Source organism: uncultured Corynebacterium sp. (assembly GCF_947253065.1).
Taxonomy (GTDB): Bacteria; Actinomycetota; Actinomycetes; order Mycobacteriales; family Mycobacteriaceae; genus Corynebacterium.
Genome location: NZ_CAMXWS010000042.1, coordinates 1 through 13,901, shown reverse-complemented (window position 1 = coordinate 13,901; position 13,901 = coordinate 1). Strand labels below are relative to the sequence as shown.

At 61.2% G+C, this 13,901-nt stretch carries 17 protein-coding genes; 3 read left to right on the top strand and 14 right to left on the bottom strand.

All coding sequences use genetic code 11. From position 1 onward, the window contains the following. Nucleotides 1-25: 25 nt before the first annotated feature. On the bottom strand, nucleotides 26-1,573 hold the full coding sequence (gene guaB / locus Q0X21_RS08900) for an IMP dehydrogenase (protein ID WP_102723969.1): 1,548 nt from the start codon (nucleotides 1,571-1,573) through the stop codon (nucleotides 26-28). A 143-nt stretch (nucleotides 1,574-1,716) separates the two neighbouring features. On the opposite strand from guaB, the gene Q0X21_RS08895 reads away from it, so the two are divergent. After that, nucleotides 1,717-2,073: a DUF5319 domain-containing protein gene (locus Q0X21_RS08895; protein WP_084576718.1), complete on the top strand. Its 357-nt coding sequence runs from the start codon at nucleotides 1,717-1,719 to the stop codon at nucleotides 2,071-2,073. A gap of 7 nt (nucleotides 2,074-2,080) precedes the next feature. Here the strand turns inward: Q0X21_RS08895 and Q0X21_RS08890 are convergent, their stop codons facing one another. Both Q0X21_RS08890 and Q0X21_RS08885 read right to left on the bottom strand, forming a co-directional pair. Beyond that, nucleotides 2,081-2,863: a hypothetical protein gene (locus Q0X21_RS08890; RefSeq protein WP_297851540.1), complete on the bottom strand. Its 783-nt coding sequence runs from the start codon at nucleotides 2,861-2,863 to the stop codon at nucleotides 2,081-2,083. A 2-nt stretch (nucleotides 2,864-2,865) separates the two neighbouring features. Continuing rightward, nucleotides 2,866-3,441 carry a sigma-70 family RNA polymerase sigma factor gene (locus Q0X21_RS08885; RefSeq protein ID WP_034665321.1) on the bottom strand — a complete coding sequence of 192 codons (576 nt, stop codon included), beginning with the start codon at nucleotides 3,439-3,441 and terminating at the stop codon, nucleotides 2,866-2,868. 348 nt (nucleotides 3,442-3,789) lie between these two features. Between Q0X21_RS08885 and Q0X21_RS08880 the strand changes: the two genes are divergently transcribed. Together Q0X21_RS08880 and Q0X21_RS08875 are read left to right on the top strand one after the other, a co-directional pair. Then, a complete protein-coding gene (locus Q0X21_RS08880) occupies nucleotides 3,790-4,080 on the top strand; it encodes a WhiB family transcriptional regulator (RefSeq protein ID WP_034665365.1) in 291 nt (96 codons plus the stop codon). A gap of 85 nt (nucleotides 4,081-4,165) precedes the next feature. Continuing rightward, nucleotides 4,166-5,320 (top strand): HNH endonuclease signature motif containing protein, encoded by a 1,155-nt coding sequence (locus Q0X21_RS08875; RefSeq protein ID WP_297851539.1) that lies wholly within the window; start codon nucleotides 4,166-4,168, stop codon nucleotides 5,318-5,320. A gap of 52 nt (nucleotides 5,321-5,372) precedes the next feature. Here Q0X21_RS08875 and groL read toward each other — a convergent pair whose 3' ends face one another. The 11 genes from groL to Q0X21_RS08820 all read right to left on the bottom strand — a co-directional run. After that, nucleotides 5,373-6,971, bottom strand: a complete 1,599-nt coding sequence (gene groL, locus Q0X21_RS08870; protein ID WP_297851538.1) for a chaperonin GroEL — start codon at nucleotides 6,969-6,971, stop codon at nucleotides 5,373-5,375. Nucleotides 6,972-6,990: 19 nt separating this feature from the next. Next, on the bottom strand, nucleotides 6,991-7,293 hold the full coding sequence (gene groES / locus Q0X21_RS08865) for a co-chaperone GroES (RefSeq protein WP_034664178.1): 303 nt from the start codon (nucleotides 7,291-7,293) through the stop codon (nucleotides 6,991-6,993). A gap of 154 nt (nucleotides 7,294-7,447) precedes the next feature. Next, nucleotides 7,448-7,894, bottom strand: coding sequence for a hypothetical protein (locus tag Q0X21_RS08860; protein WP_034664180.1), 447 nt, complete (start codon nucleotides 7,892-7,894; stop codon nucleotides 7,448-7,450). Nucleotides 7,895-7,976: 82 nt separating this feature from the next. After that, complete coding sequence (gene tsaD, locus Q0X21_RS08855; RefSeq protein WP_297851537.1) at nucleotides 7,977-9,026, bottom strand: tRNA (adenosine(37)-N6)-threonylcarbamoyltransferase complex transferase subunit TsaD; 1,050 nt, start codon at nucleotides 9,024-9,026, stop codon at nucleotides 7,977-7,979. Continuing rightward, a complete protein-coding gene (rimI, locus tag Q0X21_RS08850; RefSeq protein WP_297851536.1) occupies nucleotides 9,023-9,523 on the bottom strand; it encodes a ribosomal protein S18-alanine N-acetyltransferase in 501 nt (166 codons plus the stop codon). Before rimI ends, tsaD begins: the two co-directional genes overlap by 4 nt. Nucleotides 9,524-9,527: 4 nt before the next feature. Then, the gene (tsaB, locus tag Q0X21_RS08845; protein WP_297851535.1) at nucleotides 9,528-10,214 is read right to left on the bottom strand and encodes a tRNA (adenosine(37)-N6)-threonylcarbamoyltransferase complex dimerization subunit type 1 TsaB; all 687 of its coding nucleotides are present in this window, start codon (nucleotides 10,212-10,214) and stop codon (nucleotides 9,528-9,530) included. A 12-nt stretch (nucleotides 10,215-10,226) separates the two neighbouring features. Further along, nucleotides 10,227-10,751, bottom strand: a complete 525-nt coding sequence (locus tag Q0X21_RS08840) for a hypothetical protein (protein ID WP_034664187.1) — start codon at nucleotides 10,749-10,751, stop codon at nucleotides 10,227-10,229. 10 nt (nucleotides 10,752-10,761) lie between these two features. Further along, a complete protein-coding gene (gene tsaE / locus Q0X21_RS08835) occupies nucleotides 10,762-11,259 on the bottom strand; it encodes a tRNA (adenosine(37)-N6)-threonylcarbamoyltransferase complex ATPase subunit type 1 TsaE (protein WP_034664189.1) in 498 nt (165 codons plus the stop codon). Next, entirely contained in the window at nucleotides 11,243-12,361 is a 1,119-nt protein-coding gene (gene alr, locus Q0X21_RS08830) for an alanine racemase (protein ID WP_297851534.1), read from the bottom strand. The genes tsaE and alr overlap by 17 nt, the downstream gene beginning before the upstream one ends. A gap of 27 nt (nucleotides 12,362-12,388) precedes the next feature. Next, nucleotides 12,389-13,036 carry a GAP family protein gene (locus Q0X21_RS08825; protein ID WP_102723978.1) on the bottom strand — a complete coding sequence of 216 codons (648 nt, stop codon included), beginning with the start codon at nucleotides 13,034-13,036 and terminating at the stop codon, nucleotides 12,389-12,391. Then, nucleotides 13,036-13,901, bottom strand: an 866-nt coding sequence (locus Q0X21_RS08820) for an isomerizing glutamine--fructose-6-phosphate transaminase (RefSeq protein WP_297851533.1), incomplete at its 5' end; no start/stop codon positions are given. The genes Q0X21_RS08825 and Q0X21_RS08820, both read right to left, overlap by 1 nt.

Sequence of the window (13,901 nt, the reverse complement as noted above, 5' to 3'; positions counted from 1 at the left end):
CCAATTTCAACGTAATCACGCATGCTTAACCCCTGTAGTTCGGTGCTTCGACGGTCTGCGTGATGTCGTGCGGGTGGGACTCACGCAGGCCAGCGGTAGTGATTTGAACGAAGCGCTTGGTCTGCAGCTCTTCGATGGAGGCAGAACCGGTGTAGCCCATCGCCGCACGCAGGCCACCAACGATCTGGTGGGTGATCGCGTCAATCTCACCGCGGTACGGCACGCGGCCTTCAATGCCTTCCGGCACGAGCTTGTCTTCGCTGGTCACATCAGCCTGGAAGTAGCGGTCCTTGGAGAAGGAGCGCTTCTCACCCGACAGACCACGGCCCTGCATCGCACCCATGGAGCCCATGCCGCGGTAGCGCTTGTACTGCTTGCCGCCAACAACAACGACATCGCCTGGGGCTTCCTTCGTACCAGCCAGCATGGAGCCAAGCATGACGGTCGACGCGCCAGCGGCGAGTGCCTTAGCCACGTCACCGGAGTGCTGCATGCCACCATCCGCAATGACTGGAACGCCAGCTGCGTGTGCCGGCACAGACGCCTCCAGAATCGAGGTGATCTGTGGGGCGCCCACACCAGCAACCACGCGCGTGGTGCAGATGGAGCCCGGGCCAATGCCCACCTTGATGGCGTCCGCGCCCGCCTCAATCATCGCGGCTGCAGCTTCGCGGGTGGCCAGGTTGCCGCCCACGACGTCGACGCGTTCGCCGAAATCCTTCTTCACGCGCGCGACCATCTCCAGGACGCGGTTGTTGTGCGCGTGGGCGGAGTCGACGACGAGGGCGTCCACGCCCGCGTCGACAAGCAGGCCCGCGCGATTGTAGGAATCCTCGCCCGTGCCGATGCCCGCCGCGACGAGCAGACGCCCCTCACTGTCCTTCGACGCGTTGGGGAACTGCTCGGTCTTCACAAAATCCTTCACGGTGATCAGACCAGTAAGCTTGCCTTGCTTATCGACGATCGGCAGCTTCTCCACCTTATTCTCACTCAGCAGCTTGAGCGCCTCTTCCTTGCTCACACCATCCTGCGCCACCACCAGCGGCATCGGCGTCATCACCTCGGAAACTGGGCGGGAGAAATCAGCCTCGAAGCGCATATCGCGGTTCGTAATAATGCCCAGCAGCACCCCCTGCTCATCCACCACCGGCAAACCGGAAATGCGGAAACGTGCGCACAGGGCATCCACATCACTGATACTCATGTCCGGAGTAGCCGTTACCGGATCCGTAACCATGCCGGACTCCGAACGCTTCACCACATCAACGTGCTCCGCCTGGTCCTCCGCCGACAAATTACGGTGCAGCACACCAATGCCGCCCTGGCGCGCCATGGCAATAGCCATGCGGGACTCCGTCACCGTATCCATAGCTGCCGACGCAATCGGCATACCCAAACGAATATTGCGGGTGAACTGCGCCGAGGTATCCACTTCCCCCGGAACGATGTGGGACTCCGCGGGCAGGAGCAACACATCGTCAAAGGTCAAACCACGTAGAAGCACCTTCGACGGGTCATCGCCGCCGGTATGCACCCTCTCACCGGAATTCTTAGAACCGAAGATGTTACCCATGTCGCTCCCTTGCTGTTTCTCGCTTCCGCTTCTAGCCAGCAAGCATAGTGGGTAAACCACCTACTCCCCCAATGAGCGCAGGTGTCCCCGAATTGGCCCCCTGCTCAAGCCTTGCCTAGGCTGGGGGCGTGTTCTTCGACTCGATGATGCCTCGTGACCCCTTCGCCGACGACCCCAATGACCCGGCGTCTTTCATCGAGGACGACGAGGCCCCCACGCCACTCACCCCGGAGGAGCGCGAAGCTGTCCTCCGCGATCTGGCCCAGACTCGGGAATTCAAACTTGTTCTCGAACCCCGTGGCATCCTTGGCATCACGTTCGTCTGCGAGGATTGCGAAGAGATGCATTTTTATGACTGGGACATCATGATCAACAACATGATCGCCAGCCTCCACGGCGAACTACCCCCGGTTCATGAGCCGAGCGCTCAGCCCAACATCCAGGCCTACGTGCCCTGGGACTACGCGCTGGGATACCTCGACGGCCTCGACGCGCGTTAAACCCCCACTAGGAGGATTGGCCAGCTTGCGTAGTGGGCGCCCCCGGATGCGCAGCAGGCCCCGGTGTTGGCGCACCCTGACGCGTGCTCGACGGTGCAGCAGGGCTGCCCGTAGTCGTGGTTTCGCCCGGTTGCTCCGTCACCACAACTGTGACAGTGGTCGGCTCGAGCGTCACGGTGACAGTCTCTTGAGTTTTCTCCCCTGCAGGTTCCGGCTCAGGCGTGACCACAACGGTCTCCTTCGGAGCTGGGTCACCTCCGTCTTCGGGCGGCACACCGCGCTCAAGGTTCATGGACTCACGCAGCTGATCAATCAGCAGCTTTGCACCAGCCAAGTTGCCACTTTCAGTCATCGTTTCAATCTCGTCGAGCTTGGTAGCCAACTCCACGACATTCTTGCGCTCACCGAAAACAGCCTGGGACGGACCCCACAAAGCAGACCCCGGTGACGCACTGTACAAAACAGCACCGCTACCAGCAACGACGACGGTGGCCGCAGCGGCACCGACGAGGCCTGCCATCCACGGACTCGTCCGGAAACGACGGGACGCATCCCGCTTCGCGCGGTGCTCGGTTATAGAGGTGACGGGCGCCAAAGCGCCGTCGATAAGCGGGGCGGATGGCATGGGTGCTTCAACCTCATCCCGCAACCCCAACAGCAGCGACGCGAGCTCATCCACACCATCGGACGGATCAACACCCAGCGAAAGCGAGGTCAGGAAGGCGTCATCTGCCTGAACATCGTGCTCATAGCGACGGTGATGACGGCCAAACGTGGACGTTGGCTCCATAACTACCCTCCTGAAACTCCGTCTTCGAGTGCCCGCCGGAGTGTGGCAAGCGCCCTGTGCTGTGCGACACGGACCGCCCCTGCAGTACTGCCCACGATCTCCGCTGTTTCCTCAGCAGACAATCCGACAAACACACGCAGGACAACAATCTCTCTCGCCTTGTCACTTAACAGATCGAGTAAAGCACGCACTCTGTTACTTCCCGCCGTGACCATCGCTGCATCTTCGGGGGTAACGCCGGAAAATTCCTGGTCAGGAACCTCATCCGTCGGGTTCGTTTTATCGCGCGCTAACGCCCGGTGAGCATCCGCAACCTTGTTGAACGCGATGCCATACACGAACGCCATAAACGGCTTCCCAGTGTCCTGATACTTCCCCACACTCGTTGCCACCGCCAGACAAATCTCCTGGGCAACATCCTCGGCCGTGGGAGTCCGGCCCGAACTAATCCGCGCACGGGCGTAACGCAGCACCATCGGGTGCACAATCTTGATGATCTCCTGCAGCGCCGCAGCATCCTCTGCCTGCGCTAAAGGCACGAGTTCGGCGAGACGTTGATCCGCGTCGGATGAGGCCACGACGTCTCTCCTTTTTCTCGTAGATGGGCGTAGATGAGCGTAGATGGGCAGGCAAAACCAAACTTTGCAGGCACGTTAAATGTGCACCGGCCACATCCTACGCGTCAGCTACCTAATCTCCCTAACTCTCACAGGGTGAAGCGAGGTGGTTTCCAGCGGAAGTCACCAACAATTCACCAACGTTTCACCTTTGCACATTTATGCACGTCAGATATAGCAAAATGACGCCTGCTAGGCCACATATAACTGTGCGAAACCTGGCAGAAACCCATTGTTCACCATCGCCTTGCACACTGCGCGAGAAATTATTCGCCATAAGTTTTACACACGGAGATGAATATGCCCGCGATATCCATGCCTCAACAGCTTCCCGGCCCGAATGCGGATTTCTGGGATTGGCAACTTCATGGCGCATGCCGCGGCGAGGCATCCGAGGTCTTCTACCACCCCGACGGGGAGCGCGGTCGTGCGCGCGCGAAGCGTGAGAACCGTGCGAAAGCCATCTGCTTTTCCTGCCCTGTCCTCGAACAATGTCGCGCTCACGCGCTTGCGGTCGCGGAACCGTACGGCATTTGGGGTGGCATGAGCGAGTCCGAACGCCAGGCAGCTCTTCGTCGCGTCAAGGTCGCCGCAAACTAGGCTTTCGCTTATCGACGTTTCAAAACCCCCAACCTTACTTAGACTGCTTCAGACCCCTGTTTGGTTCCATAGATTCTTAAATTGTGTGAAATCTCAAGAACCCTTTACCCAGGGGTTTTATCGCAGTTACCGTCGGGGCATGAAAACTTTTAATGATCTCATAGATGCCCATAGCTCATTAGGCATTGACGCGTTAGAGCACTTTGATAAATCCCGGGCGGTTGATGCCGGCATTGAACAAGCCACAGTGAACAACTGGAAGTTAGTTCATGAGGCGTATTACGGCGAGAACCTATCCTCCGCCAAGCAGCAAAAGGCGCGCGATAAAGCACGCGCTTTAGCGCTAAATATTGGCATGCTCGCCCTCATCGAGCGGACCATTAAGCACATCTCTCACGCCACGCGCCGTCATAGTTACCGGATGAAACTTCTGAGCGCCGCCGCACACGTTTCACACACCTGGAAAGCACTTAATGCCCTGGCAAAACGCATCGTGCCTGCGAAGGAGAAGACTCCTCCACGCGAACAAGCCAGCTTCGGTGCTCCACATATGGGCATGACCACCGTGACACTGACCATGGATGAGCGAACCGCCGCTGACCTCAAGTTTCATGCTTATCAGGACATTGACCCTTCGAGGCCGATCGGCCCGCAATTATTAGAAGCAATCATCGCCCTCTTACGTGGTAACGGTGGTTTCGCCGAAGCGATCCCCAGACCCTTGTTGCTTGTCGGCCTCGCCCAACACGTACAGATCCTCTCCGGTGAAGGCGACGAGATTATCTTGGGCATGACAGATGGCACCACGATGACGGGTGCGGAATACCTCAACCGGTTCATCGCCACCGAAGACAATCACCTGGAGGCGGCGCTTTTCCACCCTTCCGAAGGCGCGATCAACCTGTACCGCGGGCAGCGCTTTGCTAACCAGAAGCAGCGGGATCTGGCCAAAGCCGTCTCTCCGGTGTGCTCGTTCGTGGGCTGCCACCAGGCGGCGGACCTGTGCGAAGCTCACCACATCACCGCGTGGAAAAACGGTGGGGAAACCAACTTGAAAAACCTGGCACCACTGTGTCGTTACCACAACCGCGTCAACGACGACGACCTACACAAGCCACACCGCGGTCACATCGAAATGCGCACCGGCACCCCCACGTGGATCTCCCCCAAGGGCTATCCGGTGGTCAACACCACATACCCGTACGGAGCGATGCAAACGGTGTTCCCCCAAGCCGCTTAAACAGACGAAAAAGCGCCCCCCGGGTGGGAGCGCTTCGTCGATAAGCAATTGCTTAGTGCTGGTGGCCCTCTTCTTCTTCAGGCTTGTTCACCACAGAAGCCTCAGTGGTGAGCACCATGCGTGCCACGGACGCGGCGTTGACCACAGCAGAGTGAGTCACCTTCACCGGGTCGATGATGCCCTGCGCGATGAGGTTGCCGTACTCGAGCGTGGCGGCGTTGAAGCCCTCGCCGTTCGGCAGCAAAGCGACCTTGGACACAACGACGGAACCATCCAGGCCCGCGTTCTCTGCGATCCAATAAGCCGGCTTCACCAACGCGTGAGCAACAGTGAGTACACCGGTCTTCTGCTCACCCGGGTAGTTCGCAGCGAGCTCCTCGAGCTTGGCTGCGATCTGCACCAGCGCGGAACCACCGCCGGCGATGATGCCTTCCTGTGCAGCCGCACGGGCAGCGTTGATGGCGTCCTCGACGCGCAGCTTGCGCTCGTTGACCTCGGTCTCCGTCGGAGCACCGACGCGGATGACAGCGACACCACCGGACAGCTTGGCCAGGCGCTCTTCCGCCTTCTCCTTGTCCCAGGTGGAATCGGTGTTCTCGATCTCGCGGCGGATCTGCTCGCGGCGGTTCTCCACTGCTTCAGGCGTGCCAGCGCCGTCGACGATGACGGTGTCATCCTTGGTCACGGTGACGCGGCGGGCGCTGCCCAGCACGTCAAGCTCCGCGTCCTTGAGGTTCACGCCGACCTCCGGGTCGATGACGGTGGCGTCAGTGACCACAGCGAGATCGTCCATGAAGGCCTTGCGGCGCTCACCGAAGTACGGCGACTTCACCGCAACAACCTTCAGGGCACCACGGATGGAGTTGACCACGAGGGTCTGCAGCGGCTCGCCCTCAATGTCCTCAGCGATGATGAGCAGCGGGCGGGAGGTGCCCACGGCCTTCTCCAGCAGCGGCAGGAACTCCGGCAGGGAGGTGATCTTGTTGCGGACGAGCAGGACCTGCGGGTTCTCCAGGATGGCCTGGCCGGCTTCCGGGTCGGTCATGAAGTAGGGGGACAGGAAACCCTTCTCAAAAGAGATGCCTTCGGTGACGTCCACGTAGGACTCGATGGACTGGGACTCCTCAACGGTGAGGACACCGTCCTTGCCCACCTTGTCCATGGCGCCGGCAACCATCTCCCCGACGACGGAGTCGCGGGAGGAGACGGTGGCAACGTTGGCGATCTCCTCGTTGGAGGACACCTCGGTCGCGCGCGCCTTGAGCTCTTCGACCACAGCCTCAGCAGCTGCTGCGATGCCCTTGTTCAGCTCGATCGGGTTCGCACCAGCGGCAACGTTGCGCAGGCCCTCGTTGATGATGGCCTGGGCGAGCAGTGTTGCGGTGGTCGTGCCGTCACCAGCGATGTCATTGGTTTTCACAGCGACGGACTTGACCAGCTGCGCACCGAGGTTCTCAAACGGTTCCTCGAGGTCGATGTCGCGGGCGATGGTCACGCCGTCATTGGTCACGAGTGGACCACCGAACGCCTTGTCCAGCACAACATTGCGGCCACGCGGGCCTAGCGTCACGCGGACTGAGTCGGCGAGGATGTCCACACCGCGCTGGATGCCCTCGCGGGCCTCCTGGTCAAATGCAATGAGTTTTGCCATAAGGGATTAATCCCGCCTTTTACTTCTCGACGACGGCCAGCAGGTCACGCGCCGACAACAGCAAGTACTCCTCGCCGTTGTACTTCAGCTCGGTGCCGCCGTACTTGGAGAAGATCACGGTGTCGCCCTCCTTGACGTCCACCGGGATGCGGTGCTCGCCCTCGTCGTCCCAGCGGCCGGGGCCGACAGCAATAACGGTTGCTTCCTGCGGCTTCTCCTGTGCGGAGTCCGGGATGACCAGGCCGGAAGCGGTGGTGGTCTCAGCTTCGACAATCTGAACGAGGATCTTGTCTTCCAGAGGCTTGATGTTGACGTTTGCCACGATTGAACCTTTCGTGAAAGTTGGATTCATTACACGGTTTCTCGGTGCGCAGCCGTCGTCGCGGGTGAACAAACTGTGCCCAAAACCTGTTTAGCACTCTACCCATGCGAGTGCTAAACGACAACAATGGGGCTCACCAGCCCCACGCTCGGAGCTAGTCCTGCACCGTCCCCATGTTGAGCACAGCGTTGTGCCAGAGGTTGTACTCCTCCGGGTTGTCGTCCTTGTAGTGGCGGACGGCGCGGATGGCTTGTTTGATTTGGTCCACGATGTCGTCGTCAATGCTGTGCCCATCGCGACCGACGAAGATGACCGGGCCGGAAATCGCCGATGTCGGGTCTTGCAGGAAATTAGCGTTGTCCGTCGCCGCCAAGTTCGCCGCCATGGACGCAACCGGGTTCGGCGCGGCACGATTCTCACGAGCCTGCGGTGAGTAAATGGCCTCATATTGCGTGTCGTTTTGGGAAAACGCGACACGCACTCCCTCAAGAACAACGGGGCCGAGGAACTGGCTCGCGTGGTCAATGTCAAAGATGATCCGACGGTAGGTCAGGTCCGGATTCACCAGAAAACCGAAGCGTTCATGATCGCGAGACTTCATGGCGGGAGAGCGTCCTTTCGGGATGTGAATTTTTACGCGGTTGTCACGTTAACCCGAAAGTACAGACTTCGCTCGGTGAGACTTAAGAATGAACGAGCGGGGTCTCCACCTCAAGTGCCGTGTCCGTTGCGGTGTCCCACCCGGAAGGCTGCGCGCCTTCGTGGATGAGTTGGGCGGCAAGTGCCGCAATCATCACTCCGTTGTCGGTACACAGGGCGAAGCGCGGCACTCGGAGTTCGATTCCGTGGGCGTTGCACCGTTCTTGCGCAAGTTCCCGCAGCCGCGAGTTCGCCGCGACTCCCCCACCGAGCAACAGGGTGCGCGCTCCTGCGTCTTCGCAGGCCATGATGGCTTTTGCGGTGAGAACGTCCACGACAGCTTCCTGGAAGGATGCGCACACATCCTCGACGCTGATCACCTCTCCGGCCCGCTCGGCGGCCTCAACGTACCGCGCGACGGCAGTTTTCAGGCCGGAGAAAGAAAAGTCGTAGCGGTGCTCGCCGCGCAGGTCTTCAGCGCGCGACAGGGCGCGTGGGAAGGAAATATTCGGCTCACCGCGTCGCGCAAGCTTATCGACGACCGGCCCACCCGGATACCCCAACCCCAACAGGCGGGAGACTTTGTCGTAGGCTTCGCCGGCAGCGTCGTCAAGCGTGCTTCCGAGCTCCTTCATAGGTTTGCCTACCGCATCGACTTCAAGGATTTGGCTGTGCCCGCCGGAGACGAGTAGCGCAATGGAGTGCGGTAGTTCATCCGCATCATCAAGGTTGGCCACGGCAACGTGTCCCCCCAGGTGATTCACACCATAGAAGGGCACACCCCACGCTGCGGCGTAGGCCTTCGCCGCTGACGCCCCGACGAGCAACGCCCCTGCTAGACCCGGCCCGACTGTCGCAGCGACGGCGTCCGGTTTGGTGATGCCAGCATCCGCCAACGCTTTTTCCATCACACGTGGCATCGCCTCGAGATGGGCGCGGGACGCGATCTCGGGCACCACCCCACCGAAGCGGGCGTGCTCTTCCATGGACGATGCCACGACGTCTGCGAGAATCTGCATGCTGCCGTCCGGCTGTAGATCAATAACACCCACGCCTGTTTCGTCGCAGGAGGATTCGATTCCCAGAATGATCATTGCTCTGACTCCTTTGACCCCACTGACACCTCAGACACGGAGTGGCGCATCATCGTGTACGCATCTGCTCCAGTAGAGGGATAGTATCCCTTGCGCACTCCCACCTCGGCAAACCCGTAGCTCTTGTATAGCGCGATGGCGGGCTCATTATCGGTGCGGACTTCGAGGAACATTTGGGCGTCGTACATATCCGCGGCGTGCACCAGCTGGTCCATGAGCGCACGTCCAATGCCGTGGCTTTGGAATTGGCGCGCAACCGCGATGGTGTGCACCTCAAACTCCGGGTCTTCGCGTGGCCCTAGGCGGGCGACGCCGGCGTACCCGGCAAGAACGACTTCGTCGCTGTCTTCCACGAATGCCCCAACATAGAAGGTGTAGGGGTGCGCGAGTTCCGTGAGGAAGACATCGCGGGACCATGGACTTTCGTCGACAAAGAGATCCGCTTCAATGGCCGCGGCTGCAGCAGCATCGGCGGGTCGGAGTTCACGGATGCGCACGGGGTTACTCCTCGTCGACAGCTACGCGCGGAATCGCCGGTGACAGCGGCTTCGCTGCGGGCTCTTTCGCATCTGGGCGACGCAGATACAGCGGGACGAGTGGCTCACCCGGCGCGCCCAGATCGCGCACAGTTGCCCGCGCGGCGGCAACCAACGCCTCAGCGCGCGGTGCTTCATACGTGACGGTGCCCGCCGCTTCAACGAGCGCCGGTGGCAGTTTCGCACGCAAGTGATCCGGCACGGACACGACGTCCACCGCGCCTGACTCAAGCTGGTCAGGCGCAATTACGTTGGGGCCATCAACGCGTTCGCCGCCGGAGTAGCGCGCCCAGTACACCTCGCGGCGGCGGGCGTCGGTGAGGATGAGGGAGGAGCCGCGCACAAGCAAAGCAACCGCATCATGTGTGCACACACCATGCACGGGCACCCCCAGGGCCTGCCCAAACGCGGATGCAGTAGCCATGCCCACGCGCAGACCCGTGAAGGGGCCGGGGCCGCAGCCCACAACAATCGCCTCTAAGTCGGTGAACGCGAGCCCTGCGGACGCGAGCAGTTCCATCACCGTGGGAACCAGCAGCTCATTGTGGGCACGCGTCGGGGTGACCACCTCCGCGAGGGTCTCCCCCGAACGCGCATCAACGATGCCGGCCACCAAATCTGTGGTGGCCGTATCAAGCGCGAGGACAATCATGTGGCTGCTGGGCTACTGAATACGTGGGCCGAAACGCCACATGCTGCCGTCGTAGTGGACCGGGAAACCCTGCTCAGTGCTGAAGATCTCCTGGAAATAGTTGTCTCCGCACAGGTCCATCACGTTGGCCGGGACCGCATCAACTGCGACAGCCTGCTCACTCGAATCATCGAACAGCAGAATGTAGTTGTTGCTACCGTCCAGTTTGATCTGATCCGCAAGATCACCGGCGGCCTGCAGCTTCATGTCCACCAGCTGCTCCGGCTCGTTGTTGCACACCGGAACAAAGCCTTGAATCTCCTGGCCGTACACGTAACGCAGGTCAATAATCTCGGCTGCGACGGCGTCATTGGTCGGCGGCTGCATCTCCGCAAGCGTCGTTGCCAACGACCCAGATGCTTCTGCTTCTCCAAGCGCTTTCTGCCCGGAGGCGGCGCTCAAACTCGGCATAACAAAAATCAGGGCTGCGAGCACGATCACCCACAGCGCGATAACAATGGCGGTCCAACCTTTTTGGCTAGCAGTCAGCTTTTGCATGGGACCAACCCTACTCTGATGGCGCCCAGGAGATGATGCGGGCCTGCGATTCTGGGTCTTCCATCACACGCGTGTCACGGTCCAGAGTGACTAGTAGGTAGCGTGTGGCCAGCTGTTCAACGAGGCCCCCGCCCCACTCCGCCACCACGACGGCGCTATCGAGTTCGGAGTCCAGGTCGAGCGCATCCAACTCGCCGAGCGGGTCGACCGAGCCGGTGCCGCCGACGCTGTCGAGGAGCCGGTAGGCATCAACATGTACGAGCGCAGGCCCACCCGTCGGGTTTTTGTGTTCGCGCGCGATGATGAAAGTGGGGCTAGTCACGCGCCCTTTCACACCCATCCCTTGGGCGATTCCCTGCGTGAGGGTGGTTTTGCCGGCGCCGAGGGGGCCGTCGAGGATGACAACGTCGCCAGCTTCCAGCGCCTCGCCCAGCGTGCGGCCGAACGCGCGCGTGTCATCAGCGCTCGCGCATTCGACGGTTCCTGGGGAATCAAACGGTTGCTTCATGGCTCTCCTGCTTATCGACGTACTCCCTCACCACACGCCCACCCGGCGCACACACCACCTCGTAGTGGATCGTGCCCACCCGGCGCGCCAGCTCAGCGGCACTCATGCCGCCGCCTCCGAAGATGACTGCTTGGTCACCAACGTTTATGCCCGCGCGGTCAGCCCCCAGCCACACGATGAATTGGTCCATGCACACCCGGCCGACCTGTGGGTAGCGGCGACCACCGATGGTGACCTCGATGTGATCCTGCCAGGCACGCGGGATTCCGTCGGCGTATCCCATCGGGACAATGGCGGTCCAGCCATCCTCCGGTGCTGTCCAGGTCAAACTGTAGCTCGCCCCTTCGCCCTTGCTGATGCGCTTCACGGCGGTGAGCCCAGCGGACAGGGTCATCGCTGGTTGAAGTTCAGCGCCAGCGCCAGCCGTCGCGTCGGCCCCAGTGCCCTCCACCGGGTTAAGCCCGTAGAGCGCGATACCCGGGCGGACCATCCCGAAAGCATTTTCCGGACCGGTGAGTGTGCCCGGTGAGTTGGCCAAATGGTTCACGGGCACCTCTAACCCGTGGGCGCGGGCAAGGGTGATGGCCCGCTGAAAAGCATCACGCTGCACCTGGTTGTAGGGATGGGTGGGTTCATCAGCACAGGCAAAGTGCGACATCAGACCGCGAACCTCCAGGCCGGAGGCGGTGGCAAGGTCGAAGGCTTGCGGCCAGTCTTCCTCATCAATCCCGGAGCGATTGAGGCCGGTGTCCACGATGAGGTGCACGGGGCACTTCACGTTGTGGTTCACCAGCCAACGCAGATGCTCCAAGCCGGGAACCCCCACCTCGATGCCCTCAGGGATCTCCTCCCCCGGCTGCCAAATCCACGCCAGTACCGGTTTATCGGTGAGCTGGCGGATCCGGGCAGCCTCCGCAAGAGTGGCCACCCCGAACGCGTCGGCGCCGGCGTCTTCCATCGCCGGGATAACGCGCTGCGCACCATGGTTATAGGCGTCTGCTTTGACCACGCACATGAGTTTGGCCTCACCCGCCACGCGCTTCATCACGGCAGTGTTGTGTGCAATCGCACCGAGGTCAATGGTCAAGGTGGCGGGACTCATAGCTGTCATTGTGCCAGCTGCCCCACATCACACCAGATGCAGCACACCCAGACCCGCCAACAACACCGCCACGGCCCACGTCGCACCAGCGGATACGGCTGCGGAGTTCTGTCGCGCAGCCTCAAACACGCGGCCGGCAGGGCTCTCCGGGTAGTGGCGAACCCAGGCGACAAGCAGGGCACATAGCGTGGGCAAACTCAACGCGACGGTGGCGTACAACACCAGGAAGGCGTAGCGGGTCCCCACTGGCACACCCGCCGTGGAAAGCACCGCCAAGCCGCCATAGAACGGCACCGACGTCGCTGACTGGATGATGCCCAGCACGAAGCCCACCAGCACCGTCGTGCCGGATGGGGTGCGCAGCGGCCGCATAATGCGCTGCACAAGCCCGGAATTATCACCGCCACGCACAGCAAGCACCGCGGTAAGAAGACCGGTGGCAATGAGCAAAATGCCAAACACCGGCCCGTCGACAAAGCGATGCACCACATCGCCCAGCCCGTCGAATACGACGAGCATCAAGAAGGCCAACGATGCAACGCCGAGCCAGTCGCCGGCGATGAGCAAAGCGGCGGTCGTCGGAAAGCGAGGTGCCACAATGCCCACCGCGACGATGACCCCGATCAACAACAGGTTGATCGAGTCAATGAACGCGAAGCCGAGAGCTGCGAGCACTACTCGACCGTGACCGATTTGGCCAGGTTGCGCGGCTTATCAATGTCATCGTTGCCGCACTCCCGCGCGATGAACGCCGCGAGGAACTGCAACGGAACCGTAGCCAGCAACGGCTGCATGATCGTCGGCGACTGCGGGATGCGGATGAGCCAGTTCGCGTACGGCTCCACCGAGGTATCGCCTTCCTCCGCGATCACAATCGTCTTCGCGCCACGCGCCCGGATCTCCTGGATGTTGGACACGATCTTCGAGTGCAGCTGCGGCAACCCGCGCGGGCTCGGCACGATGACCACGACCGGCAGATCGTCCTCGATCAGCGCAATCGGACCGTGCTTCAATTCGCCTGCCGCGAAACCTTCCGCATGGATGTACGCGAGCTCCTTCAGCTTCAGCGCTCCCTCAAGCGCAATTGGGAAGCCAACACCGCGCCCCAGGAAGAGCATCGTCTGCACCGCGCCAAGCGTCGAAGCAATCTGCTTCGCCTGGTCGTGGCTGGCCAGCGCCTCCTCGATCTTGGCCGGAATCGCCTCAAGCTCATCCCAGATCGCACGGATCTCATCCGGGTATTTCGTGCCCTTCGCCTGCGCGAGAGCAAGACCCACGATGTAGTTCGCCGCCACCTGCGCAAGGAACGCCTTCGTCGACGCCACACCGATCTCTGGACCCGCATGGGTGTACAGCACTGCATCGGACTCACGCGGAATCTGCGAACCATTCGTGTTGCACACCGCAAGCACCTTCGCGCCCTGCGTTTTCGCGTGGCGCACGGCTTCCAGCGTGTCAGCTGTCTCACCGGACTGGGAGATCGCGAGCACGAGCGTGCGCTCATCCAGCACCGGGTCGCGGTAGCGGAACTCAGAGGCCA